The organism is Streptomyces albofaciens JCM 4342, from assembly GCF_008634025.1.
GTDB lineage: Bacteria > Actinomycetota > Actinomycetes > Streptomycetales > Streptomycetaceae > Streptomyces > Streptomyces albofaciens.
The window spans coordinates 1659046-1682762 of sequence record NZ_PDCM01000002.1 but is presented as its reverse complement, the minus strand read 5'-3'; the positions used below and the strand labels follow the sequence as shown (position 1 = coordinate 1682762).

Annotated in this window: 21 protein-coding genes; 15 read left to right on the top strand and 6 right to left on the bottom strand. The window is 74.5% G+C overall.

The window, feature by feature from the left end:
- Positions 1-47: 47 nt before the first annotated feature.
- Entirely contained in the window at positions 48-902 is an 855-nt protein-coding gene (locus tag CP973_RS27530) for a dioxygenase family protein (protein ID WP_150246621.1), read from the bottom strand.
- Between the two features lie 117 nt (positions 903-1019).
- Complete coding sequence (locus tag CP973_RS27525) at positions 1020-1973, bottom strand: helix-turn-helix domain-containing protein (RefSeq protein WP_244410265.1); 954 nt, start codon at positions 1971-1973, stop codon at positions 1020-1022.
- A 373-nt stretch (positions 1974-2346) separates the two neighbouring features.
- Between CP973_RS27525 and CP973_RS27520 the strand changes: the two genes are divergently transcribed.
- The 8 genes from CP973_RS27520 (at position 2347) to CP973_RS27485 (ending at position 14008) form a co-directional block, all read left to right on the top strand.
- Positions 2347-4842, top strand: a complete 2496-nt coding sequence (locus tag CP973_RS27520; protein ID WP_150246620.1) for a SpoIIE family protein phosphatase — start codon at positions 2347-2349, stop codon at positions 4840-4842.
- 118 nt (positions 4843-4960) lie between these two features.
- Positions 4961-5683: a class I SAM-dependent methyltransferase gene (locus tag CP973_RS27515; protein ID WP_150246619.1), complete on the top strand. Its 723-nt coding sequence runs from the start codon at positions 4961-4963 to the stop codon at positions 5681-5683.
- Between the two features lie 186 nt (positions 5684-5869).
- Positions 5870-6496: a hypothetical protein gene (locus CP973_RS27510; RefSeq protein ID WP_150246618.1), complete on the top strand. Its 627-nt coding sequence runs from the start codon at positions 5870-5872 to the stop codon at positions 6494-6496.
- A gap of 164 nt (positions 6497-6660) precedes the next feature.
- Positions 6661-7494, top strand: a complete 834-nt coding sequence (locus CP973_RS27505; RefSeq protein WP_150250325.1) for a M55 family metallopeptidase — start codon at positions 6661-6663, stop codon at positions 7492-7494.
- Positions 7487-8851: a M20/M25/M40 family metallo-hydrolase gene (locus CP973_RS27500; protein ID WP_150246617.1), complete on the top strand. Its 1365-nt coding sequence runs from the start codon at positions 7487-7489 to the stop codon at positions 8849-8851. The genes CP973_RS27505 and CP973_RS27500 overlap by 8 nt, the downstream gene beginning before the upstream one ends.
- A gap of 72 nt (positions 8852-8923) precedes the next feature.
- The gene (locus CP973_RS27495; RefSeq protein ID WP_150246616.1) at positions 8924-10912 is read left to right on the top strand and encodes an LpqB family beta-propeller domain-containing protein; all 1989 of its coding nucleotides are present in this window, start codon (positions 8924-8926) and stop codon (positions 10910-10912) included.
- Positions 10909-11865, top strand: a complete 957-nt coding sequence (locus tag CP973_RS27490; RefSeq protein ID WP_244410042.1) for a S66 peptidase family protein — start codon at positions 10909-10911, stop codon at positions 11863-11865. Before CP973_RS27495 ends, CP973_RS27490 begins: the two co-directional genes overlap by 4 nt.
- A gap of 247 nt (positions 11866-12112) precedes the next feature.
- Positions 12113-14008 (top strand): CocE/NonD family hydrolase, encoded by a 1896-nt coding sequence (locus CP973_RS27485; protein ID WP_150246615.1) that lies wholly within the window; start codon positions 12113-12115, stop codon positions 14006-14008.
- A 57-nt stretch (positions 14009-14065) separates the two neighbouring features.
- Here the strand turns inward: CP973_RS27485 and CP973_RS27480 are convergent, their stop codons facing one another.
- From CP973_RS27480 to CP973_RS27470, 3 genes are all read right to left on the bottom strand, one after another.
- Positions 14066-14260 carry a ferredoxin gene (locus tag CP973_RS27480; protein ID WP_030660144.1) on the bottom strand — a complete coding sequence of 65 codons (195 nt, stop codon included), beginning with the start codon at positions 14258-14260 and terminating at the stop codon, positions 14066-14068.
- A gap of 49 nt (positions 14261-14309) precedes the next feature.
- Positions 14310-15497, bottom strand: coding sequence for a cytochrome P450 (locus CP973_RS27475; RefSeq protein ID WP_150246614.1), 1188 nt, complete (start codon positions 15495-15497; stop codon positions 14310-14312).
- Between the two features lie 275 nt (positions 15498-15772).
- Positions 15773-16381, bottom strand: a complete 609-nt coding sequence (locus CP973_RS27470; protein WP_150246613.1) for a TetR/AcrR family transcriptional regulator — start codon at positions 16379-16381, stop codon at positions 15773-15775.
- A 45-nt stretch (positions 16382-16426) separates the two neighbouring features.
- Here CP973_RS27470 and CP973_RS27465 point away from each other — a divergent pair, with 45 nt between their 5' ends.
- The 4 genes from CP973_RS27465 to CP973_RS27450 all read left to right on the top strand — a co-directional run bounded on the left by CP973_RS27465 (position 16427) and on the right by CP973_RS27450 (position 19247).
- Positions 16427-17398 (top strand): DUF2867 domain-containing protein, encoded by a 972-nt coding sequence (locus tag CP973_RS27465; RefSeq protein ID WP_150246612.1) that lies wholly within the window; start codon positions 16427-16429, stop codon positions 17396-17398.
- A gap of 45 nt (positions 17399-17443) precedes the next feature.
- Entirely contained in the window at positions 17444-18205 is a 762-nt protein-coding gene (locus CP973_RS27460) for a 4'-phosphopantetheinyl transferase family protein (protein ID WP_150246611.1), read from the top strand.
- 122 nt (positions 18206-18327) lie between these two features.
- Positions 18328-18870, top strand: a complete 543-nt coding sequence (locus tag CP973_RS27455) for a GNAT family N-acetyltransferase (protein ID WP_150246610.1) — start codon at positions 18328-18330, stop codon at positions 18868-18870.
- A complete protein-coding gene (locus CP973_RS27450) occupies positions 18870-19247 on the top strand; it encodes a glyoxalase superfamily protein (protein ID WP_150246609.1) in 378 nt (125 codons plus the stop codon). The genes CP973_RS27455 and CP973_RS27450 overlap by 1 nt, the downstream gene beginning before the upstream one ends.
- A 30-nt stretch (positions 19248-19277) precedes the next feature.
- Here CP973_RS27450 and CP973_RS27445 read toward each other — a convergent pair whose 3' ends face one another.
- Entirely contained in the window at positions 19278-19613 is a 336-nt protein-coding gene (locus CP973_RS27445) for a DUF6204 family protein (RefSeq protein WP_150246608.1), read from the bottom strand.
- Between the two features lie 170 nt (positions 19614-19783).
- Here CP973_RS27445 and CP973_RS27440 point away from each other — a divergent pair, with 170 nt between their 5' ends.
- From CP973_RS27440 to CP973_RS27430, 3 genes are all read left to right on the top strand, one after another.
- Complete coding sequence (locus tag CP973_RS27440) at positions 19784-20689, top strand: arginase family protein (protein ID WP_150246607.1); 906 nt, start codon at positions 19784-19786, stop codon at positions 20687-20689.
- 109 nt (positions 20690-20798) lie between these two features.
- Complete coding sequence (locus tag CP973_RS27435) at positions 20799-22856, top strand: DUF5107 domain-containing protein (protein ID WP_150246606.1); 2058 nt, start codon at positions 20799-20801, stop codon at positions 22854-22856.
- 10 nt (positions 22857-22866) lie between these two features.
- Positions 22867-23661, top strand: a complete 795-nt coding sequence (locus CP973_RS27430) for an aminoglycoside adenylyltransferase domain-containing protein (protein WP_150246605.1) — start codon at positions 22867-22869, stop codon at positions 23659-23661.
- Positions 23662-23717 lie beyond the last annotated feature (56 nt).

Below are 23717 nucleotides of genomic sequence, written 5' to 3'. Positions count from 1 at the left end.
CGGCCCGACCGGTCCCGGTGTGCGGACCGGTCACCGGACGTCCCGGATCAGGTGCGGCGCCACAGCGCCGGGACGGCCGGCGGCTCCCATCCGTCGCGCGCGGTGTGCGGCTGCAGACACGTGTACGCGGCGCCGTCGTAGGTGACCTGGTCACCGGTGCGGTAGTCGGTGCCGACGGCCCAGGTGCCGCCGGGCGCGGTCGGCTGACCCGTGGGGGACGGGGTCGACGAGCCGCGCACCCGCAGGACGAAGTCGAACGACGCTTCCTTGGCCGAGCCGTTCTGCCGCACGTTCATCAGCAGCTTCGGGTTGAAGAGCGGGTCGGTGTTGTTGCGCGGCTCGCCGGGGAAGTAGAGCTGCGTGGTGAGGATCGGCTGGTTCGGGGCCTGCACCTTGACGTGCAGGTGCCGGGTGCGGCCCGGATAGAGGCCCGGCACGATCGTGGTCAGCTTGAACGCGCCGCGCTGGTCGGTGAACTGGTGCCCGCGGAAGCGGAAGCCGACGTTGTCGTAGTCGCCGTTGACGTCCGCCTGCCACCAGTCCAGCAGGACGTGCGACAGCGGCTGGCAGGTCAGTCCGAAGACGTAGCCGCTCACGGTGAGCCGGGTGCCCTGGGTGCCGGGCTGGATCAGCGAGTCGCGCAGCGGCGAGTTCGGCTTGAAGTACGGGCCCTCGATCTGCGGCGGCGTCGGGTCGTCCCCGTCGTCGCAGTACGGGGTGGGGGTGAGCGGACCGTCGGAGGGCTTGCTGTCCCGGGCCAGCGCGACACCGCCGAGCAGCAGGGGTATCGGCACCGCGGCGACGGCGGCCTTGAGCACGTTCTTCCTGGTGATGCCTCTGCGCACACCGTCGTCCCGCGTGCTCCGCGCGCTGTCCGTGCTCTCCGTACGTTCGTCGTCCATCGCATCGCTCCTGTGTGCAGGGGGAAGGGGGACAGGGCAGGGCGGGGCCCGGGCACGGGGGGTGGCAGGAGCCGGGCGTCCGCACCGCCGGTACCGGCTGAGCGGCCGCGGAAGACGCTATTCGGGCCGCGGCCGCCCTTCGATGGACTCGGCACGGAGGTCATGGTGAATTCCTCCGGCGCCGCCCGCGGCCCGGCGGAAGTCGCCGGGGCTCAGCCCCGTCTCCCTGCGGAAGAAGCGGCAGAAGTACGCGGGGTCGGCGAACCCCACCCGGCGGGCCACCTGAGCGACCGTCAGGCGGGAACCGGACAGCAGCCGCTTGGCCTCCACGGTCTGCGCGTGCCGGATCAGACGGCCCGGAGTACGGCCGGTGCTGCGCTTGACCAGCTCGGTCAGATGCCCTACGGAGACACCCAGTTCGTCGGCGTAGGACCGTACGGAGCGGCCCGCGGAGTCCGGTTGGGCCAGTAACCGGGTGAACTCCCGGGAGACCAGGGCGGCCCGGCCCGACGCGGAGTCCGCGCGCCGTACGCCGGACGGGCCCGCGGCGCCGCCGGGGCCGTCCGCGCCGCACGGGCCCGACGCGCCGTACGGGACGGACAGCCGCAGCGCGCGGGTGATCAGGATGTGCAGCTGCGCCTGGAGCACCGAACGGAACGACGGGGCCCGCTCGTCGTACTCCCGCAGCATCTCCCGCACCAGGTCGCTCAGCCGCGCCGCGTCCTTCGGGCCGGGCCGCATCCACGGGCGCTCGCCCAGCTCCGCCAGCGCGTCCCGGTCCCCGGGGTGCGCCAGCAGGAAGTCGTCGGTGAACAGGATCACCCAGCCGCGCAGACCCGCGACGCGGTCCCAGTAGTGCACCCGGCCAGGGGCGATGAAGCACAGGTGGGGCGGGCGCAGCGGCCACCGGTCCTCGTCGAGGACGTGGCTGCCGGTGCCGCCCGTCACGTACACGATCTCGTGGAAGGAGTGCCGGTGCGGGAAACCGGCCCGCGACAGGGGCCCGATGGTGTCGAACGAGCCGATGGCGAAGGGCAGCAGATGCGGTGCGGGGACGTCCAGGCGGTGCAGCGGCAGCGGCCCGTCGGCCTGGTCGTTGCCGCCGCGCGGGGCGAAGACGTCCGGTGCGGGGCCGGCCTGCCGGCCGCCCCGGGGGGCGCCGGTCCGGCGGGCCCCCGCGGTCACCTGTTCGGTCCGTCTGGGCACGCCCTCACCATACGGGCGTCCGCAAGCCCCCGACCGGGGGCGCTCGTTCCGGTTGCCGGCGGGCCGACACCGCGGTGCGGGAGGGGCGGTGGCGCCGCGCGGGACGACCGATCGGCTTGCGCCATGGTCGTTCGCGCCGGGCGCACCACCTATTCGGTGAATGCGGCCCGCACCGTCACCCCGCGGTCGTACCGTGGTAGCGGTGGTGCAAGATCGGTGTACGAAGGAGCAACCGCCCATGGAGCGTGGCCCGTCGCACGGCGACGACAGGGTGGGCGCGGTGCCTCAGGTGCCGGCGCCACGGGACCCCGTGCCCGGCCGGATACCGCTCGCCGTCGTGGTGGTGGACGCCGACGGACTGGTCTCCCACTGGAGCACGGGCGCACGCAGGCTCTTCGGCCCCGCCCGCGAGGAAGCGGTGGGCACGCCCGCCGTCGACCTGATGCCGGTCTCCGGCGCGCTCGGGGAGGGGGAGTGGTCGGCGCGCGACTGGGACGAGGAGGACGGCGAGCGGCTCGACGGCCCCGACCTGGAGGCCTCGCTCGGCGGCCGGGCCGCCTACCCCACCGCGGGCCGCGCCCGCATGGCGGACGTGCAGCGCGGCACGGTCGACATCCTGTGGTGGGCGTATCCCCTGGTGGGCCCCGGCGACGAGCGGCTGCTCGTGCTCGCCGCGGACGCCGACCAACTGCACCACCACACCGGCTCGGACGACACCACCGAGGAGAGCGAGCGCTTCGCGCCCGGCTTCGCCCTGCACACCGACTTCCCCGGCTCGGAGGTGCTGGCCGCCCAGCTGCCGCAGATCCTGCCGAGCATGAGCCCGCAGGAAAGCGCCCGGATCGTCTCCCAGGTGCTGGAACTGGGCTATCCGGTCCTGGAGATCAGCCAGCAGGAGCGCTTCCCGGTCACCCCGGACTGGGGTGTGCCGCGCCGGGTGGAGCGCCGGGCCCGGCTGCTGCGCGCCGCCGGCACCGCCGCGGACGCGCAGTCCGCCGCCGAGGCCGCGGCGGAGCTGGAGTCCGACCTCGAATACGCCGCCGTCCGCGAGCGGTTGGAGTTCCTGAACGAGGTCAGCGGCCGGATCGGCTCGTCCCTGGACCTGGCCCACACGATCCAGGAGGTCAGCGAGGCCGTCGTACCGCGCTTCACCGATGTCGCCGGCACCTATCTGCGCGAACAGGTCGTCGCGGGCGAGGGCTTCCCCGACGGCCCGCCGGACGCCACGACCATGTGGCACCGCGTCGCGGTGGAGCACAACGACGAACCGGGCCGGTGGGACGACGTGGTGCCGGTCGGCGAGTCGATGCCGTTCCCCGTGCACACACCGTTCTTCCAGTGCATGACCACCGGCGAGCCGGTGCTGATCCCGCGCATCAGCGAGGAGCTGGGCAACGCCATCGCCGCGCAGTTCGAGAAGCGGGACATCAGCCCGCTGATCAACCGCCGCTCGCTGCTGGTGGTGCCGCTCAAGGCGCGCAACGTGGTCCTGGGCTTCATGATCCTGCTGCGCCACCCGGAGCGCATGGAGTTCAACGACATGGACCGGGTCACCGGCGCCGAACTGGCCGCCCGCGCCGGCCTCGTCCTGGACAACGCCCGCATGTACACCTATCAGGAGAACGTCGCCGAGACGCTCCAGGACAGCATGCTGCCGCACATCGCACCGCGCATGGCGGGCTGTGACACGGCCACCCGCTATCTGCCCGGCACCCGCCTCGGCCGGGTCGGCGGCGACTGGTTCGACACCATCAAACTGCCCGGCTCGCGCACCGCTTTCGTCGTCGGCGACGTGATGGGCCACGGGCTGAACTCCGCCGCGATGATGGGCCAGCTCCGTACGGCCGTGCAGACCATGGCCGGCATCGACATGCACCCGGCGCAGCTGCTGCGCAGCCTGGACGACCTCGCGCAGCGCCTCGGCGACAACTACCTCGCCACCTGCCTGTACGCGGTCTACGACCCGATCGGCCAGCAGGTGGTGATCGCCAACGCCGGGCACATCCCGCCCGTCCTGGTGCGGGCCGCGGACGGCCGCAGCGAGCTGCTGGAGCTGCCGACCGGCGCGCCCATCGGCGTCGGCGGCGTGCCCTTCGAGGCGGTCACGGTCCCGGTCGCGGCCGGGGACCGGCTGGTGCTGTGCACGGACGGCCTGGTGGAGGTCCGTGGCGAGGACATAGGCGTCGGCCTGGCGGCCCTCGCCGAGTCCGCCGCCCACCCGGCGGCCTCCATGGACGACGCCTGCGACGCCATCATCCGCGCGCTGAACGTCCGCGGCGGCCGCAAGGACGATGTCGCCCTGCTGATGGCACGGCTCAACGGCATCGCCCAGGAGGACGTGGCCGAGTGGCGGCTGGCCACCGACGCGCGCGAGGCGGGCCGCGCCCGCCGCCTGGTCCGCGCCCAGCTCGCGCGGTGGGGTCTGCAGGCGGCGTCGGAGACCGCCGAGCTGCTGGTCAGCGAGGTCGTCACCAACGCGGTACGGCACGCCCACACCCGGCATGTGCAGCTGCGCCTGGTCCGTACGGAAGCCCTGCTGTGCGAGGTGTCCGACGACGACCACGCCCTGCCGCAGATGCTGAGCGCGGCGGACGACGACGAGTTCGGGCGCGGGCTGCGGGTGGTCAGCAGACTCGCGCGGGAGTGGGGGACGAGCCGGACGGCGACCGGGAAGACGGTGTGGTTCGAGCAGAATCTTCCGCGTGCGGGACAAAAACGCTCCGGTACGGAATAGAACTCATCCCCTACGGGCAGCATCCGGCCGCGCAACGGACAGCGGCCGCACTCGAACACCGGGTGAAAGAACGGTCGGCGGCCTTGCGGGCGCCCGGGTACGGCAGTAGCAATTGGCCATGACCGGTTCGAGCCAGTATCTGCGCGCGTGGGAAGGCTTCTGGCGCGACGCGCCGGAGGGCGAGGGCGAGGTCTTCTGGGACTCCGACCCGTCCCTGACGGCCGAGCTGCACCTGCCGCTGTTCGCGGCCCACTTCGACGCCGCGCTGCCGGTCGTCGACCTGGGCTGCGGCAACGGCACCCAGACCCGCTTCCTGGCCCGGCACTACCCGCGCGCGGTCGGCGTCGACCTCTCGGCGGCGGCCGTCGCGCACGCCCGCGCCGGCGACCCGGCCGGGGTGGCCGAATACCGGCGCCTGGACGCCGCGGACCCGGCGGCCGTACGGGCCCTGCACGGCGAACTGGGCGACGTCAACGTGTATCTGCGCGGCGTCCTGCACCAGTGCGCGTCCGAGGACCGCCCCCTGATCGTGGCGAACATCGCGACGCTGCTGGGCCGGCGCGGCCGGATCTTCGCCGTCGAACCGGCCGAGGCGTCCCGGGACGTCTTCGCGTCACTGGCGCGGCGCCCCGAGGGCCCGCCCGGCAAGCTGCGGGCCGTCCTCGCGCACGGCATCGCGCCCGGTGAGATGGCCGACTCGGTCGTCCCCGGCCTGCTGGCCGGCCACGGGCTCCGGGAGATCGCCTCCGGCCGGCTGCCGCTGATGACGACCGAGTATCTGGCCGACGGCTCCCGTATCGAGATCCCTACGAACTGGCTGGTCGCGGGCGTGGTGGACTGACCGCCGCGGGCGGGGCGCGGGGTGCGGGCATCGGCCCCGGGTACCGTCGCGCTTCCCCCGTACGGCGGAGGCGTCCCGGCCTGAAGGGCGACGCGGGGCACGGGCGGCGGGCGGCACGGTGGTGCACGGCCGGGAGAACCGGCCACCGGTGGGACCCCGCCGGGCACCACGTCCTCAGGAGGAAACATGGCGCGCGCCCGCCGCCCTTCCGTCGCCGTCGTCACGGCCCTTGCCGTCTGCGCCGGAAGCGCGCTGACACTCGGCGCGGCGGCCCCGAGCGGGGCGGCTCCGAGCGGGGCGGCTGCGAGCAGGGCTCCGGCCGGGGCGGCTCCGGCCGCTGTCCAGGCCGCCCGGAGCACGGCCGAGCCGTCGCTCACCGGCGCGGGCAAGCTCCAGCGGCGCCCGGGCGACGACGTGCACTTCGCTTTCGACGCGCACGGCTTCGCCGACAAGGCGAGCGGCACGTTCCACGTCAGCCACCACATGGACGAGAAGTGGGGCGGGCACTTCAAGGGCCGTATCGACTGCCTGCTGACGGGCGGTCCGGTCGCGGTGGCCACCGGAGTGGTCACCGAGGTGGACTTCACCGGCGCTCCCGGCTATCCCGAACTCGGCGACATCAAGGGCAAGCGGTTCGGCTTCACCGTGCTGGACGACGGCCGGAAGGACCGGCTCGGCTACAGCTGGGCCCTGGACGGCCTGCCGCGGAACAGCGTCGGCAAGTGCCAGGGCAGCGCGCCCTTCGAGACCTTGGAGAAGGGCGACTTCCGGGTCCGGCACTGGCTGCCGCCCAGGCAGACGGCCCGCGGCTGACCCGCGGCCGGGTGCCGGACCGCCACGGGGGTGTGGCCCGGCACCCGGCCGCTTTTGCGTCCCCCCTGGTTATGGTGGGAATCCTGCCCGGTGACGCGCGCGACGGCGCGGCCCTCGGGCCGGTGCCGGAGCGGTTCTCCCAGCTGCGAGGGGACGGGTGCATGGTGAAGATCCTCATTTCCGCCGACATGGAGGGCGCCACCGGAGTGACCTGGCCGGACGATGTCCTGCCGGGCCACGCCCAGTGGCAGCGGTTCCGGCCGGTGTTCACCGGCGACGTCAACGCGGCGATCGCCGGGTTCTTCGCCGGCGGCGCCGACGAGGTCCTGGTCAACGAGGCCCACTGGTCGATGCGCAACCTGCTGCTGGAGGAACTGGACGAGCGCGCGCAGCTGCTCACCGGCAAGCACAAGGCGCTGAGCATGGTGGAGGGCGTCCAGTACGGCGACGTGGACGGCGTCGCGTTCGTCGGCTACCACGCGGGTGCCGGTACGGAGGGCGTCCTGGCCCACACGTACCTGGCCAACTCCCTGACGGGCGTGTGGGTGAACGGCACGCGGGCCAGCGAGGGCTACCTCAACTCCCTGGTGGTGGCCGAGTACGGGGTGCCGGTGGTGCTGGTGACCGGCGACGACCGGACCTGTGACGACGCCGCCGGGTACGCGCCCGAGGCGCGGGCCGTCGCCGTCAAGGACTACGTCTCGCGCTACGCCGCCGTGTGCCGCCCGCCGGCCCGTACGGCGGCGGACATCCGGGCGGCCGCGCGGGAGGCCGCGGCGCTCGCGGTGCGCACCGAGCCCGTGCGCGGCGGCCCGTACACCGTGGAGATGGAATTCGACGCCGAGCACCTGGTGGGCCAGGCGACCTGCGTGCCGGGTGTCGAGCGGACCGGCGAGCGGCGCGTCGCGTATACCAGCGGGAACATGTACGAAGCGATCCGCTGCTTCAAGACGGTCACCACCGTCGTGTCGTCGGCGGTGGAGGAGCAATATGGCTGACAGCGCCGACGAGACGGCGGACCGCGCCGGCGACCCGGTGGACGGACAGGCCCTCGACGAGGTCGTACGGTTCACGTCCGACCTGATCCGCATCGACACCACCAACCGCGGCGGCGGCGACTGCCGGGAGCGCCCGGCCGCGGAGTACGTCGCGGAGCGGCTCGCCGAGGCCGGCCTGGAACCGGTGCTGCTGGAGCGCACCCCGGGCCGTACGAACGTGGTCGCGCGCGTCGAGGGCACCGACCCGGCTGCGGCGGCCCTGCTCGTGCACGGACACCTGGACGTGGTGCCCGCCGAGCCCGCCGACTGGACCCGGCACCCGTTCTCCGGCGAGGTCGAGGACGGCGTCGTATGGGGCCGGGGCGCCGTGGACATGAAGAACATGGACGCGATGGTGCTCGCGGCCGTACGGCAGTGGGCGCGCCGCGGCGTCCGGCCCCGGCGCGACCTGGTGCTCGCCTTCACCGCCGACGAGGAGGCCAGCGCCATCGACGGCGCGGGCTTCCTCGCCGACCACCACCCCGGCCTGTTCGAGGGCTGCACGGAAGGCATCAGCGAGTCCGGCGCCTTCACCTTCCACGCGGGCGGCGGCATGCGGCTGTATCCGGTCGCGGCGGGCGAGCGCGGCACGGCCTGGCTGAAGCTGACCGCCGAGGGCCGGGCCGGGCACGGCTCCAAGGTCAACCGCGCCAACGCCGTCAGCCGGCTCGCCGCGGCGGTGGCCCGCATCGGCGAGCACCGCTGGCCGGTGCGGCTCACCGACACCGTGCGCGCCGCGCTCACCGAACTGGCCGCCCTGCACGGCATCGAGGCCCGCCTGGACGCCCCGGACTTCGACGTGGACACACTGCTGAGCAAGCTCGGCCCGTCGGCCGCGCTCGTCGAGCCGACGGTCCGCAACAGCGCCAACCCGACGATGCTGGAGGCCGGTTACAAGGTCAACGTCATCCCGGGCAACGCCGTCGCCCACGTGGACGGGCGGGTGGTCCCCGGCGGCGAGGCGGAGTTCCGCACCACCATGGACCGGCTCACCGGACCCGACGTGACCTGGGCGTACGACCATGGCGAGGTCGCCCTCCAGGCCCCGGTCGACGCGCCCGCGTACGCGGCGATGCGGGCCGCCGTCGAGCGCTTCGACCCGGACGGCCACGTGGTCCCGTACTGCATGTCGGGCGGCACGGACGCCAAGCAGTTCTCCCGGCTGGGCATCACCGGCTACGGCTTCTCGCCGCTCAAGCTGCCGGAAGGTTTCGACTACCAGGCGCTCTTCCACGGGGTGGACGAACGCGTCCCGGTGGAGGCGCTGCACTTCGGGGTGCGGGTCCTCGACCACTTCCTGAGGTCGGTCGAAGGGTGATACGTACGGGTTGATGCCCGGCCCCGGGTACGACAGGCTTGGCGGCTCCAGCGACTGAGGAGGAACGCCACCATGGTGACCACGGCCCCCTACGGAGCCTGGCCGTCCCCGATCGACGCCCGGCTGGTCGCCGAGCACGACGGCCGCCCCGAGTACGTCGGCGTGGTGGGGGCCGAGGTGTGGTGGACCGAGGCCCGTCCCGCCGAGGGCGGCCGTCGCGCGCTGGTCCGCAGGGGGCTCGACGGTACGGAGGAGACCGTGCTGCCCGCGCCGTGGAACGTGCGCAGCCGGGTCATCGAGTACGGCGGCCAGCCCTGGGCCGGCGCGGTGGACGCGGACGGCCGCACGGTCGTGGTCTTCTGCGACTTCGCCGACCAGCGGCTGTACGCGTACACCCCGGGCGGCGCCGCGCCCCGTCCGCTGACCCCCGTCTCGGCCGTCGGCGGCGGGCTGCGCTGGGCCGACCCGGTGCTGCGCCTGGACCGCGGCGAGGTGTGGTGCGTCCTGGAGGAGTTCACCGGCCCCCGGCCGACCGACGTGCGCCGGGTGATCGCCGCGGTGCCGCTGGACGGCTCGGCGGCCGGCGACCGCGCGGCGGTGCGCGAACTGAGCGACGACCGGCACCGTTTCGTGACCGGCCCGCGGATCTCCCCGGACGGGCGGCGGGCCGCGTGGATCGCCTGGGACCACCCCCGGATGCCGTGGGAGGGCACGGTCGTGCTGCTCGCCGACATCACCGGCGACGGCGGGTTCACCGGCGTGCGGACGATCGCCGGCGGCCCCGGGGAGTCCGTACCGCAGATCGAGTGGGACGCGGACGGCACGCTGCTGTACGTCTCCGACGCCGACGGCTGGTGGGAGCTGCGCCGCGCCGACCCGGACGCCGCCGGGGCGCCGGGCACACGGCTGTGCCGGCCCCGGCAGGAGGAGTTCGGCGGTCCGCTGTGGCAGCTCGGAGTGCGCTGGTTCCGGCCGCTGGACAGCGGCACGATCGCGGTGCTGCACGGCCGTGGCGCCATGGCGCTCGGCATCCTCGACCCGGTCAGCGGCGACCTGGTGGACGCGGCCGGGCCGTGGACGGAGTGGGCGCCCGCCCTGGCCGTGCACGGCAGCCGGGTGATCGGCGTCGCCGCCGGCCCGCGCAGCGCGTTCGAGATCGTGGAACTGGACACCTGCACGGGCCGGGCCCGGGCGATCGCGTCGCGGCACACCGACGCGGTGGACCCGGCGTACTACCCCGAGCCGCAGGTCCGCACCTTCACCGGCCCCGACGGCCGGGACGTGCACGCCCACATCCACCCGCCGCACAACCCCGGCCACCGCGCCCCGGACGGCGAACTGCCGCCGTACGTCGTGTGGGCGCACGGCGGCCCCACCAGCCGCACCCCGCTCGTGCTGAACCTGGAGGTCGCCTACTTCACCTCCCGCGGCATCGGCGTCGCCGTGGTCGACTACGGCGGTTCGACGGGCTACGGACGGGCCTACCGCGAGCGGCTGCGCGGGCAGTGGGGCGTGGTGGACGTCGAGGACTGCGCGGCCGTCGCCGGGGCCCTGGCCGACGAGGGCACCGCCGACCGGCGCCGGCTGGCGATCCGCGGCGGCAGCGCCGGCGGCTGGACCGCCGCGGCCTCGCTGGTGACGACGGACCTGTACGCCTGCGCCTCGATCAGCTACCCGGTCCTCGACCTGGTGGGCTGGAGCGAGGACGGGACCCACGACTTCGAGTCGCAGTACCTGGTGAGCCTGATCGGCCCGTACACCGAGGTGCCCGACCGCTACCGCGACCGTTCCCCGCTGCGGCACGCGGACCGGATCACCGCCCCCTTCCTGCTCCTCCAGGGCCTCGACGACGCCGTCTGCCCGCCCGGCCAGTGCGCCCCCTTCCTCGCCGAGGCCGTCCGGCACGGCGTCCCGCACGCCTATCTGGCCTTCGAGGGCGAGGGCCACGGCTTCCGCCGTGCGGAGACCATCGTGCGCGCCGTGGAGGCGGAACTGTCGCTGTACGTCCAGACCTTCGGCATCGCCCGTACCGACATCCCCGCACTGGAGCTGACGAAGTGAGGACGGGGGACACCCTGGCGCGGCCCCGCCGCCTGGTGCCCGGCGACCGGGTCCGCATCGTCGCGCCGAGCGGCCCGGTCGCGCCGGAGCGGCTGGACGCCGGGGCCGACCTGCTGCGCGGCTGGGACCTCGACCCGGTCGAGGCACCCCACGTACGCGGCCGGCACGCCACCTTGCCGTATCTGGCGGGCACGGACGAGGAGCGCGCCCGCGATCTCCAGGAGGCGCTGTGCGATCCGGGCGTCGCGGCGGTGTTCGCGGCGCGCGGGGGCTACGGCGCGCAGCGCGTGGCCGACCTGCTGGACTGGGCGGCGATACGGGCCGCCTTCCGCGCGCACGGCCCCAAAGCACTGGTCGGCTTCAGCGATGTGACGGCCCTTCACGAGGCGTTCGCGGTGCGCGCCGGGGTGGCCACGCTGCACGGCCCGGCGGTCGCGGGCGAGGTGTTCCTCAAGGACGAGCCGACCCGCGAGCACCTGCGGCGCACGCTCTTCGCGCCCGATGCGGCCCGGGTCGTCACCTCGCCGGCCGCCCGGCCGCTGGTGCCCGGCCGGGCGAGCGGCGTCACGCTGGGCGGCTGCCTGTCCCTGCTCGCCGCCGACCTCGGCACGCCGCACGCCCGCGCGGGCGCCGCCGGCGGCCTGCTCCTGCTGGAGGACGTGGGCGAGCCCCCGTACCGCGTGGACCGCGCGCTGACCCAGCTCCTGCGCGCCGGGTGGCTGGACGGCGTCGCGGGCGTCGTCCTCGGCTCGTGGGCCCGCTGCGGCCCGTACGAGGACCTCCGCGCGGTGCTGCTGGACCGCCTCGGGCCGCTCGGCGTTCCGGTGGTGGAGGAGTTCGGCTTCGGGCACGGCGACTCGGCGCTGACGATGCCGCTGGGGGTACGGGCGGAGCTGGACGCGGCGGCCGGGACGCTGACGTACGACGTACCGGCGCTGCGCGAGCGCGCCTGAGGGCGGGCGCGCCACCCGCACGAGCGACCCGGTCCTGCGCGACCGGTCCCGCACCGCTCTCGAACGGGTGATCCGGCGGGCCGGGATCCGGCCGTTCGTGTAGCCCATCGAGTGGTTCGGGCGGGGCCTTCGGGACGGACCCGGCACGGCCGGGAGACAATCCGCTTTGACACCTTTGTTACCCGTGTCACACCATGAGCCGGCCGTTGCCGACCGCTTGGTACGGCGTGCCTTTGTGGAGGTCTGCGTGCCCAGCGTGTCCAGAGCCCTGCCCGGTGCCGCGTCCCGGCCCGTCCGGCGTGCGGCGCGCACCCGTTCCGCCCGGCTGCCCCTCACCGCCTCCGTGTGCCTCACCGCGTGCGCCGCTCTCCTCGGGCCCGTCACGGCCGCCGGACCGGCCGGCGCGGCGGGCCCCCGGCAGCCCGGATACACCGTCACCGCCCTGAAGCTGCCGGTACGGGCCGGCGGCCGGGACTGCACCCTGGACGCCGACCTCTACCGCCCCGCCGGAGTCGACGCCGCGCACCCGGCGCCCGCCGTCCTGACCACCAACGGCTTCGGCGGCAGCAAGTCGGACGGCTCCACCGACGCCATCGCCCGCGCCTTCGCCTCCCGCGGCTATGTGGCGCTGGCCTACTCCGGCCTCGGCTTCGGCCGGACCGGCTGCCCGATCTCCCTCGACGACCCGCGGATCGACGGGCGGGCGGCGAGCCGGATCCTGGACTTCCTCGCCGGGCAGCGGGCGGCGAAGAACGGCACCCGCGTCGACTTCGTCACCAAGGACGGCCCGCGCGACCCCCGGGTGGGGATGTTCGGCGGCTCGTACGGCGGCGCCATCCAGCTGGCCACCGCGTCCGCCGACGAGCGCCTGGACGCCCTGGTCCCGCTGATCACCTGGCACGACCTCACCTACGCGCTGGCACCGAACAACGCCGACCGCACCTCCGGCGTCGCGGGCCCGGCCCCGGGCGCGTACAAGCACCAGTGGACCAACGGCTTCTACCTCATCGGCGAGGCCCAGGGCCTGCTGCACCCGCGGCTGGACCCGTCCCGGGGCGGCGGCGCGGGCTGTGTGCACTTCGTCGCGCCGGCCTGCGAGCTGAAGAAGCGGCTGAATTCCGGCCGCTACCCGTCCGCCCCCACCAAAGCCGTCCTCGACTACGCGCGCAGCCTCTCCCCGGCCTCCTACCTCGGCACGGTCCACACGCCCACCCTGCTCGTCCAGGGGCAGGCGGACACCCTCTTCAACCTCAACGAGGCCGCCGCGACGTTCGAGGCCCTGCGGGCCCAGGGCACCGAGACCGCGATGATCTGGCAGTCCTGGGGCCACAGCGGCGGCATGACCGACCCGGCGCCCGGCGAACTGGACCTGGGCAAGGGCAACTTCGACACCAGTTACGTGGGCCGGCGGACCCTCGCCTGGTTCAGCCGCTATCTGCGCCGGGAGTGGGACACCGACACCGGCCCGGCCTTCGCGTACTACCGCGACTGGGCGGGCCGGGGCGGCCCCGCCTACGCCGCCTCGGAGATCTACCCCGTCGGCGTCCCGCGGCGGCTGTACCTGTCCGGCGACGGCAAGCTCGTGGACACCCCCGCGGACGTGGTCGCCGGCAGCCGCCATTACCGCAACTGGCGGGTCGCCTCCAGTCATTCGGAAAGCTCGCTGGCCGCCCTGATGAAGCTGCCGAACCCCAAGCCGTACGACACCCGGGGCACCTACCTGGACTGGACGTCCGCTCCGGTGCGCGGGCGGCCCGTGGACGTGGTCGGCGCGCCCCGGGCCACCCTCCGCGTCCATTCCCCCGACGCCGAGCGGACCCAGCACTCCGGCGACGCGGCCGACCGGCTGCTGCTCTTCCTCAAGCTCTTCGACGTCGCCCCGAACGGCGGCAAGACCCTCGTGCACCGTCTGGTGGCCCCCGTGCGGGTGCCCGACGTCACCAGGGAGTTCACCGTCGACCTGCCCGCGATCGTGCACCGCTTCGCCCCCGGGCACCGGCTGCGGCTGGTCATGGCGGCCAGCGACACCGCGTACTTCGGCAACCGGGGCAGCAAGCAGGTGACCGTCCGCAGCTCACGCGCGCAGACCGGCACGCTGGATCTGCCGGTGGTGGAGGAGCCGTTGGAGGGGCTGGACGATTAGGGCGGGTCGGGGTGCCTGCGCCCGGCCCGGTGTCGCCGGGCCCGGACGCGGGTCCCGTCAGGAATCGGTGACCGTGATCGCCTGAACCGGGCAGGCGCGGGCGGCCTCCCGTACGAGCGGGTCGCCCGCGCCGTCCTCGCGGCCGGGCAGCAGGGCGCTGAAACCGTCGTCGTCCTGGGTGAACACCCCCGGTGCGGTCAGTACGCACTGGCCGGAGCCGATGCACACGGACGTATCGATGTCGATCTTCATGGTGGCTCTCCTCCGTTGGTGGACACAGGGCGTGGGCGGCTGTCCGCCGCTACCAGGTGACGGGCAGTTCGACCAGGCCCTGGAGGGCGTGGCCGGGCTTGACGGGAATCTCGGCGGCGGGCACCGCCAGCCGCAGCCCGGGGAAGCGGGCGAAGAGCGCCCCGAAGGCGATCTCCATCTCCGCGCGGGCCAGGTTCTGGCCCAGGCACTGGTGGACACCGAAGCCGAAGGCGACGTGGTGGCGGGCGGAGCGCTCCCAGTCCAGGGTGTCCGGGGCGGCGTAGGCGGCGGCGTCGCGGTTGACGACCGAGGTGGAGAAGATCACGCCGTCGTCCGCCCGGATCGTCTCGCCGCCGATCTCGATGTCCGCGGTCGCCACCCGCACCATGCCGTCGGCGATGGACAGGAACCGCAGCAGCTCCTCGACCGCGGCCGGGAGCAGCGACGGGTCGGCGCGCAGGGCGGCGAACTGCTCGGGGTGTTCCAGCAGCGTGAAGGTGCCCAGGGAGAGCATGTTGGAGGTGGTCTCGTGGCCGGCCACGAGCAGCAGCATGGCCGTGCGGACCAGTTCGCGGTGGCTCAGCTCGCCGGTGGCCAGCCGCTCGGCGATCAGCTCGTCCAGCAGGCCGTCGCCCGGCTCCTTCCGCTTGCGGTCCACCAGGCCGGTGAAGTACTCCTCCAACTCGTCCCGGGCCTCGGCGACCTCCTGCGGGTCGACGCTCTGCAGGAGCGTACGGGACAGGCCCTCGAACAGCTCGTGGTCGGCGTACGGGACGCCGAGGAGCGCGCAGATCACCATGGACGGCACGGGCAGCGCGAAGGCGGACACCAGCTCGGCGGGCGGGCCCTTCTCCTCCATGGCGTCCAGCAGCCGGTCCACGATCTCCTGGATGCGGGGGCGCAGCGCGGCGGCGCGCTTGACGCTGAAGCTCGGTATCAGCATCCGGCGCTGCGCGTTGTGCTCGGGGTCGTCGACGCCCAGCAGCGGGGTCCGCACCTTGCGCAGCGTCTCGAAGCGCGGGGCGGGGGAGGGGAACGCCGGGTTCTGCCGGTCGGCGGACAGGCGCGGATCGGTGAGCAGCGCCCGCGACTCGGCGTGCCCGGTCACCACCCAGACGGAGCGCCCGTCGTAGAGCGTCACGCGGGACAGGGGACGGCTGTCGCGCAGGGGCTGGTAGCCGGCGGGCGGGTCGTAGGGACAGGTGCGGTCCTGCGGGAAGGGCAGCGCCTCGGTCATGGGACCTCCAGGTGGGAAGGCTGCGTGGCGGTGCGGCCGTCGGACTCCTACGTCAAGGCTGGCGGACGGGGGGTCGGGAGGAGATAAGGGCTGGGGGAGGGGAGGCGGGAGGGGCGGGTGGGGTGGGAAATCGGGTCCGGGACCTCTCCACTCCATGCCCTATGCACGTAATACGTCTACGCGCAGACCGGCCAATTCCGGCCGCGCGACGGTGCGCCGGAGGACGCGGACCCAGCCGGGCGGAAGCCGTCGTTCCGCCGCGGACGGAGGCCGGTTCAGTTCCGGCGGAGCAGGATGTCGAGCACCGAGTCCAGGTAGGCGTCGTGGCCGGGCCCGTCGGGGAGGCTTCCGGGGACGGCGTGGCCCAGCTGGATGTGGCCGAGATACGCCGTGTACGCGAGCAGGCCCCGCCGGCGGGCCTCGGACTCCGGGAAGCCCAACGCGGCGAACAGTTCGGTCACATGGCCGACGCGGCGGTCCGTCACCCGCCGCAGGGCCGCCGCGACGCGCGGGTCCGCGGCCGTGGCCAGCAGCGCGACCTCCAGCGGGTCCTCCGCCGCCGCCGCGGTCGCGTACGCGAACAGGCCGCGCAGCCGCCACTCCGGGTTGGGCTCGGCCGCCAGCCGGGTGATGACCGCTTCGGTGTGCCGCTGCTCCCAGCGCTCCAGCGCGGCGTCGATCAGTGCCTCCCGGTTGGCGAAGTGCCAGTAGAAGCTGCCCTTGGTGGTGCCGAGGCGGGCGGCGATCGGCTCCACGGCCACCGCGGCCAGGCCGCCTTCGCCGATGGCCGCGAGGGCGGCCTCGGCCCAGTCCTGCGCGGTGAGCCGGCGGCGGGCGCCCTCGCGCTTCGTACGGTCCTCGGTTCGCTGTCGCGCCATGACCATACGCTACCGTACGGTCAAACATACGCAACCGTATGGAGGTGCCCGATGCGCACGGTCCGCGATGTCCACGCACGCACCGTCCACGCCCCGGCCGGGACGGTCGGCGCCCTGCTCGACCGGCTGGCGGGCGACGACGACCCGCTCTTCCCGGTGCCCGTGTGGCCCGCCATGCGCTTCGACCGCCCGCTGGGCGTCGGCGCGGCCGGCGGCCACGGCTTCGTCCGCTACCGGGTCACGGCGTACGAGCCGGGGCGCCGCGTCCGCTTCGACTTCCCCGACGGCGGTCACCACGCCGTCGAGGTCACCCCGCTCGACGCCGGGAGCTGCCGGGTGACCCATGTCCTGGAGAACCGGCCCCGGGGGGCCGAGCGCGTGGCCTGGCCGCTGGCGGTCCGGTGGGTGCACGCCACCGTGGTCGAGGAGGTCCTCGACAACGTCGAGCGCGCGGCCACCGGCACGGTCCGCGCCCCGGCCCGCCGGTCGCCGTACGTCCGGCTGCTCAACCGGCTCCTGTGGGCGCGCCCCGCCGCCGTCGCCGTTCCCGCCGGTGCCCGGCTGGCCCGCACCGCCTTCGCGCGTACCGACTTCCAGGACGCCTGGCAGCTGCCGCTGCCGCCCGGGATGCCGCGCGACCCGGCGGCCTGGAAGGGCGTGCTGCGCGGCGCGTTCCCCGAGCAGGGCCGCGCCACGACCGCGGACGGCGGCGAACTGCTGCTCGGCAAGGACGCCCGCCACCTGGACTTCCGGGCGTCGATCCTGGTCGAGAGCCCGGCCGCGGGGGCGGACGGGCGGACCGCGGGCCACGGCGGCCGGGTGACGCTGAGCACCGTCGTACGGACCCATCACGCGGGCGGGCGGCTCTACTTCGCGCTGGTCCGGCGCGTGCACCCGGTCCTCGCCCGTGCGATGCTCCGCCGTACGCACCGCCGGCTGGCGCTGGCCGCACCGAGCGCGGGGGAGCGCGAGTGGGCCGCGCGCGCCGCTCGGGCCGGGTACGGTCACCGGACACGGCCGTAACGGTGCCGGGTGGACGGGCGACACGAGAACGAGGGAGTACGACCGATGACCACGGGCGATACCTGGGCCCCGAGCGAGGAGTGCGGCGCCGCGCGGCCCGCCCTGATACCCGAGGTGTACGACCCGGCCGCGCTGCCGGGACCGCTGCCGGCGGACGGGCCGCCGGCGGTGTCGCTGTGGCTGGTGCGCACCGTGCCCGAGGCCGGGCTGCACGACACCGCGGTGCTGGACGCGGGCGAGCGCAAGCGCGCCGCCGCGTTCGTCCGGCCCGGCGACCGCGACACCTACGCCACCTCGCACGGCGCCCTGCGCCGCCTGCTCGGCGCCTTCCTGGACCGCGACCCGGCCATGCTCCGCTTCGTCCGCGAACCCTGCCCCTGCTGCGACGAGCCGCACGGACGGCCCGCGCTCGCCGGAGCCGGGATGCCGCTGCACTTCTCGCTCTCGCACACCGGCGACATGGCGCTGATCGGCTTCGCGCGCACGCCCGTGGGCGTGGACATCGAGAAGCCGGCGTCGCCGCGGACCGTGGCCGAGGTGTCGGGCATGCTGCACCCGCAGGAACGCGCGACGCTCGACGCGCTGCCGGAGGCCGGCCGCCCGGCCGCCTTCGCCCGCTGCTGGACCCGCAAGGAGGCGTGTCTGAAGGGCAAGGGCAGCGGCCTGGCGGGCGATCTGATGACCACGACGCTGGTCGGCGCGGGGCCGGTGCCGGTTCCGGTGCCGGGGTGGGAGATGGCGGACGTGACGGTGCCGGACGGGTACGCGGCGGCCTGCGCGGTCCGTACGGCGGGCAGCGGAGGCTGACCGGGGCGCTCGGCGGCCGGTGCGCGGGCCGGGAGGACCGCCGGCCCGGGGCCGCCGCCCCCGGCTCGCGCACCCGGCCGGAATGCCTGGCGTGGCGGCTCGTCACTTCGTACGATCGGACGATGGATGACGATCACTACCTCGCCACCGGTCCGCGGGTCGGCGTCCGGCACTTCACCGCGGCGGACCGGGCGGAGTTCACGGCGCGGGCGCGGGAGAGCGTGCCGCTGCACCGGCCGTGGCTGTCGCCGCCGGTGACCGACGCGGCGTACGACAGCTACTTCGCCAAGCTCCAGGAGCCGACGCGCGAGGGGTTCCTCGTCTGCGAGCTGGAGTCCGGGCGGATCGCGGGGTTCCTGACGGTCAACAACATCGTGTACGCGGCCTTCCGCAGCGGCGCGGTCGGGTACGGCGCGTTCGCGCACGCCGCCGGGCGCGGGCTGATGAGCGAAGGGCTGCGGCTGGCCATGCGGTACGCCTTCGACGAACTGGGGCTGCACCGCCTGGAGATCAACGTCCAGCCGGACAACGAGCGCTCCGTCGCCCTCGCCCGGCGCGCCGGCTGCCGGCTCGAAGGGTACTCACCCGACTTCCTGTTCATCGACGGCGCCTGGCGGGACCACGAACGCTGGGCGATCACGAGCGACATGTTCGAGGCGGCCTGATGTCCGAGATCACCTTCCGGCACCCCGTCCCGGTGCTGCGCGTCTTCGACGTGCCCAAGGCGCACGAGTTCTACCTCGGCTACCTGGGCTGCGCCGTCGACTGGGAGCACCGCTTCGCGCCGGAGCTGCCGCTGTACACGCAGGTGTCCCGCGGCGGCCTGGTCCTGCACCTGTCCGAGCACCACGGCGACGGGACGCCGGGCTCGGTGGTGTACGCCGAGCTGTCCGGCGTGCGCGCGCTGCACGCCGAACTGTCGGCCAAGGACTACCCGTTCCTCAGGCCCGGCCTGGAGGAGGACGGTGAGATCGGGCTGTCGCTGACCCTCACCGACCCGTTCGGGAACCAGCTGCGGTTCACCGAGCCGCCCGCGCGGTGAGCGGCCTTACGGCCCGGTGACCCGCCGCGCTCAGCGGCCTTTCCGGTTGATCTTCATGGTGTCCATGTCGGTGGCCGAGGAGCGCAGGTCCCGGTAGCCGTACCCGGCCGCCGTGAGCGCCGCCTCCGCCTTCTCCTCGGCGAGCGCGGCCGCCAGTTCCTCGCCGTCCTCCGCGTCCGAGACGATGACGTACCGGTACGTGAACGACCGCAGCGCGGTGTCGTAGACCAGCGAGCCCTCGGGCGTGAACCGGTGCTGCGCCAGGCCGTGCTCGTCCGCCTCGGCCAGCAGCTTCGCCCTGGCCCCGTCGGTCAGGCCGTCCCACCGGCCGCGCACGATCACCCGGTAGGTGTGCTGGGTCGCCATCGCCGTGTCCCTCGTTCCGTTTCATTCGTATCGATGCGCCCGTAACGCTACGCCACGGCGCCCGGCCACGCCTCCCCTTTTCCCGGCGCCACCCGGCCCCGATGCGCCCCGGCCCCCCGCCACACCGGAAAACCGTTGCCCCGCGCCTCCCGGTGCGGTGGGATGGCCGGATGCGCCGCATCGTGCTCCTCGACGCCCCTTCCAACCTCGGGCTGCGCCCGCCCGCGCCGGGCACCGTCCCCGGCTGCTACAAGCTGGCGGGAGCGCTGCGCGAACAGGGCCTGCTGCGGCGGCTCGGCGCCCTCGAAGGCGGCGTCGTGGTGCCGCCCCGTTACGACCTGGGCGGCTGGCGGGAAGGCGACGGCGACTTCAACGCCGCCGCCCTCGCGGACTACACCCGCCGGCTCGCCGCCCGCGTCGAGGCGCACGTGCGCGCGGGCGAGTTCCCGGTCCTCCTCGGCGGCGACTGCTCCATCCTGCTCGGCGCCGTCCTCGGCCTGCGGCGCACCGGCCGCTACGGCGTCGCCTACCTCGACGGGCACGCCGACTTCCGGCACCCCGGCAACACCGGACGCAACGGGCCCGTGGGCGCCGCGGCAGGCGAGGGCACCGCCCAGATCACCGGCCGCGGCCAGGCCGACCTCACCGGCATCGACGGCCTCGCACCGTACGTACGCGACACCGACCTCCACATCCTCGGCATCCGCGACGACGACGCGGACCGCCCGGAACTGACCGGCCTGGGCATCTCCCACCGCACGGCCTCCGAGATCCGGGAACAGGGACCGGCCACCGTCGCCCGCAAGGTCCTGCGCGACCTCCAGGACACCACGCCGGACGGCTTCTGGATCCACCTGGACGCGGACGTGCTCGACCCGTCCGTCATGCCCGCCGTGGACAGCCCCGACCCCGGCGGGCTGCTCACCCCCGAACTGCACGGCCTGCTGGCGCCGTTGGCCGCCTCCCCGCGCTGTGTGGGACTCGACCTCGCCATTTACGACCCGGACCTGGACCCCGAGGGCGCCGGCGCCGTGCTCCTCGCCGGTCTCCTCGAAAGCGTCCTCGCGCAGCCCTGACCGACACCTGGCCTCAATAGGCCCTGTTCAGGCGCGCGCCGACAGGGTTCCATGGTCAACAGGCGGCCACCGCCCCCGAGGTGGCCCGGTACAACCATGCGAGGCAGCAGTGGCCACGAGTGTGCGACGCACGACCCTGACCCTTCCCGCGGCACCCGTCGGCCCGGCCAGTCCGCTGCCCGCCGTACGGACCCCGGGCGACGTCCACCGCGTCGAACTGTCCGAGGACCTGGACCTGCCGCCCGACATGGCCCGCCAGCTCCGCTACGCGCCGCTGGACTCCCTGCTGCCCGAGAGCGTCCGCGACGGATACGGCCGGACGCGCGCCGACACCGCCCTCGACGCGCTGGTCATCGAGAACGAGCGGCTGCGCGCCACCGTCCTGCCCGGCCTCGGCGGCCGCGTCCACTCCCTCCACCACAAGCCCACCGGCCGCGAACTGCTCTACCGCAACCCCGTCCTCCAGCCTGCCGACTTCGCGCTCAACGGTGCCTGGTTCTCCGGCGGCATCGAATGGAACATCGGCGCCACCGGCCACACCGCCCTCTCCTGCGCCCCGGTGCACGCCGCGACCGTACCGGCGCCCGACGGCGGCGAGATGCTGCGCCTGTGGGAGTGGGAGCGCCTGCGCGACCTGCCCTTCCAGGTGGACCTCTGGCTCCCGGAAGACTCCGACTTCCTGTACGTCGGCGTGCGCATCCGCAATCCGCACCTGCACGCGGTCCCCACCTACTGGTGGTCCAACATCGCGGTACCGGAGGGCGAGCGCACCCGTGTCCTCGCCCCCGCGGACGCCGCCTGGCACTTCGGGTACGAACACCGGCTGCGCCGCGTCCCCGTCCCCGAGTCGGACGGCGCCGACCGCACCTACCCGCTGCGCAGCGAGTTCCCCGCCGACCACTTCTACGACATCCCGGACGGCGAGCGCCGCTGGATCGCCTCGCTCGACGGCTCCGGCCACGGCCTGGTCCACACCTCCACCGACACCCTGCGCGGCCGCAAACTGTTCCTGTGGGGCGCAGGCCGCGCCGGACGCCGCTGGCAGCAGTGGCTCACCGAGCCCGGCACCGGCGGCTACGCGGAGATCCAGGCGGGCCTGGCCCGTACGCAGCTGGAGCACGTACGGCTCGACGGCGGCGCGGAGTTCGCCTGGCTGGAGGCGTACGGACCGCTCGCCGCCGACCCCGCCGCGGTGCACGGTGCGGACTGGACGGCGGCCCGGCGCGAGGTCGGCGACCGCCTCGAAGCGGCGCTGCCGCGCGAGCGCGTCGAAGCGGCCTTCGCCGACTGGCGGCCGCACGCCGATCTCGAACCGAAGGAGACCCTGGCCACCGGCTCCGGCTGGGGCGCGCTGGAACGGGCCCGCACCGGCCACGACCTGCCCGGCACCCCCTTCGCCGAGTCCACCCTCGGCCCCGAGCAGCGTCCCTGGCTGGCGCTGCTGCACACCGGTGACTTCCCGCGCGAGGGCGGCGTGCCCACCGCGCCCCTGGTCTCCGCACCGTGGCGCGACCTGCTGGAATCCGCGCCGTCCGGGCCGGCCACCGACTACCACCTCGGCATCGCCCAGTGGCACGCGGGCGACCGGGCCCAGGCCGTCCGCAGCTGGGAACGGGCCCTGGCCCACGGCACGGACTGCCGCCCCCTGTACTGCCTCGCCGTCGCCGAGGAGACCGAGGGGGAGACGGCGCGGGCGGCCCAGCGCTACGCCGAGGCGCTGGCCTGCGTACGTGACGAGGCCGCGGAACCGGAGCACTCCGCGGAGTCGGCGCAGAGCACCGCGCCGCCCACGGAGCACACCGCGCCGCTGCTCCCGGCCCTGGTCCGCGCCGCGGTCCCCGTCCTGCTCGCCGCCGGGCGGACCGACGAGGCCGCCGCCGCCCTCGACCGCCTCCCGGCAGCCGTCCGCGCGAACGGCCGCTTCGCCCTCCTCACCGCCCAAGTGGCCCTGGCCCAGGGGGACGCCCCGGCCGCCCGGGCCGTCTTCGACCGTGGCTTCGAGGTCCCCGACCTCCGCGAGGGCGACGAGATCCTCAGCGACACCTGGTACGCCATCGCCGACCGCCTCACCGCGGGCACCGGCCCGGTGACCCCCGCCGTCCAGGCCAGGGCCCGCGCGGAGCACCCGCTTCCGGAACGGTACGAATTCCGGATGCGGGAGGTGTGACACCGACGCCATGGACCCACTCGCGCAGACGGCCCGACGGGCGCAGACCGGTCAACTCGCGCAGACGACGCGCCTCGTCCGCGAGGTCCTCGGCCCGGACCTCCTCGGCGCCTGCCTCCACGGCTCCGCCGTACTCGGCGGCCTCGCCCCGGCCAGCGACCTGGACGTCCTGGCCGTCGCACGGCGGAGCCTGGACGTCTGGCAGCGCCGCGCGCTCCTCGCCGGCCTGCTGGAGATCTCCGGCCTGACGGCCACGGCCCGGCCGGTCGAACTCACCGTCGTCGTACAGTCCGAGGTCCGCCCCTGGCGGTTCCCGCCGACCGGCGACTTCCTGTACGGCGAGTGGCTGCGCGACACGCTGCGGGCGAGCGGCCCCCCGACGCCGGGCCCGATGCCGGACCTGGCCCTGATACTCACCATGGCCCTGACCGGCGATCACCCCCTCACCGGCCCGCCACCCGCCCGGCTCCTCGACCCCGTCCCGCACGCCGACCTGATCCGGGCGAGCGTCGGAGGCATCCCCGAACTCCTCGCCGAGCTGGCCGACGACACCCGCAACGTGCTCCTGACCCTGGCCCGCGTCTGGACCACCCTCGCCACCGGCGACCTCAAGCCCAAGCACACCGCCGCCGACTGGGCACTCGCCCGCCTCCCCGACCAGCATCGCCCCGCCCTTCGGCACGCCCGGCACCTGTACGTCACGAGTCTTTACGAGGACGAGTTCTGGCCCGGTGACGTGAAGGACCAGGCGCGTTCCTGCGCGGACGCGATGCTCGCCCGCATCGACGAGCTGCGGCGGGGGTGAGCCCGCCGGTCGGCCCGGGGGCGTGCTGGTGCTCCGGGGGGCAACTCCTGGACACT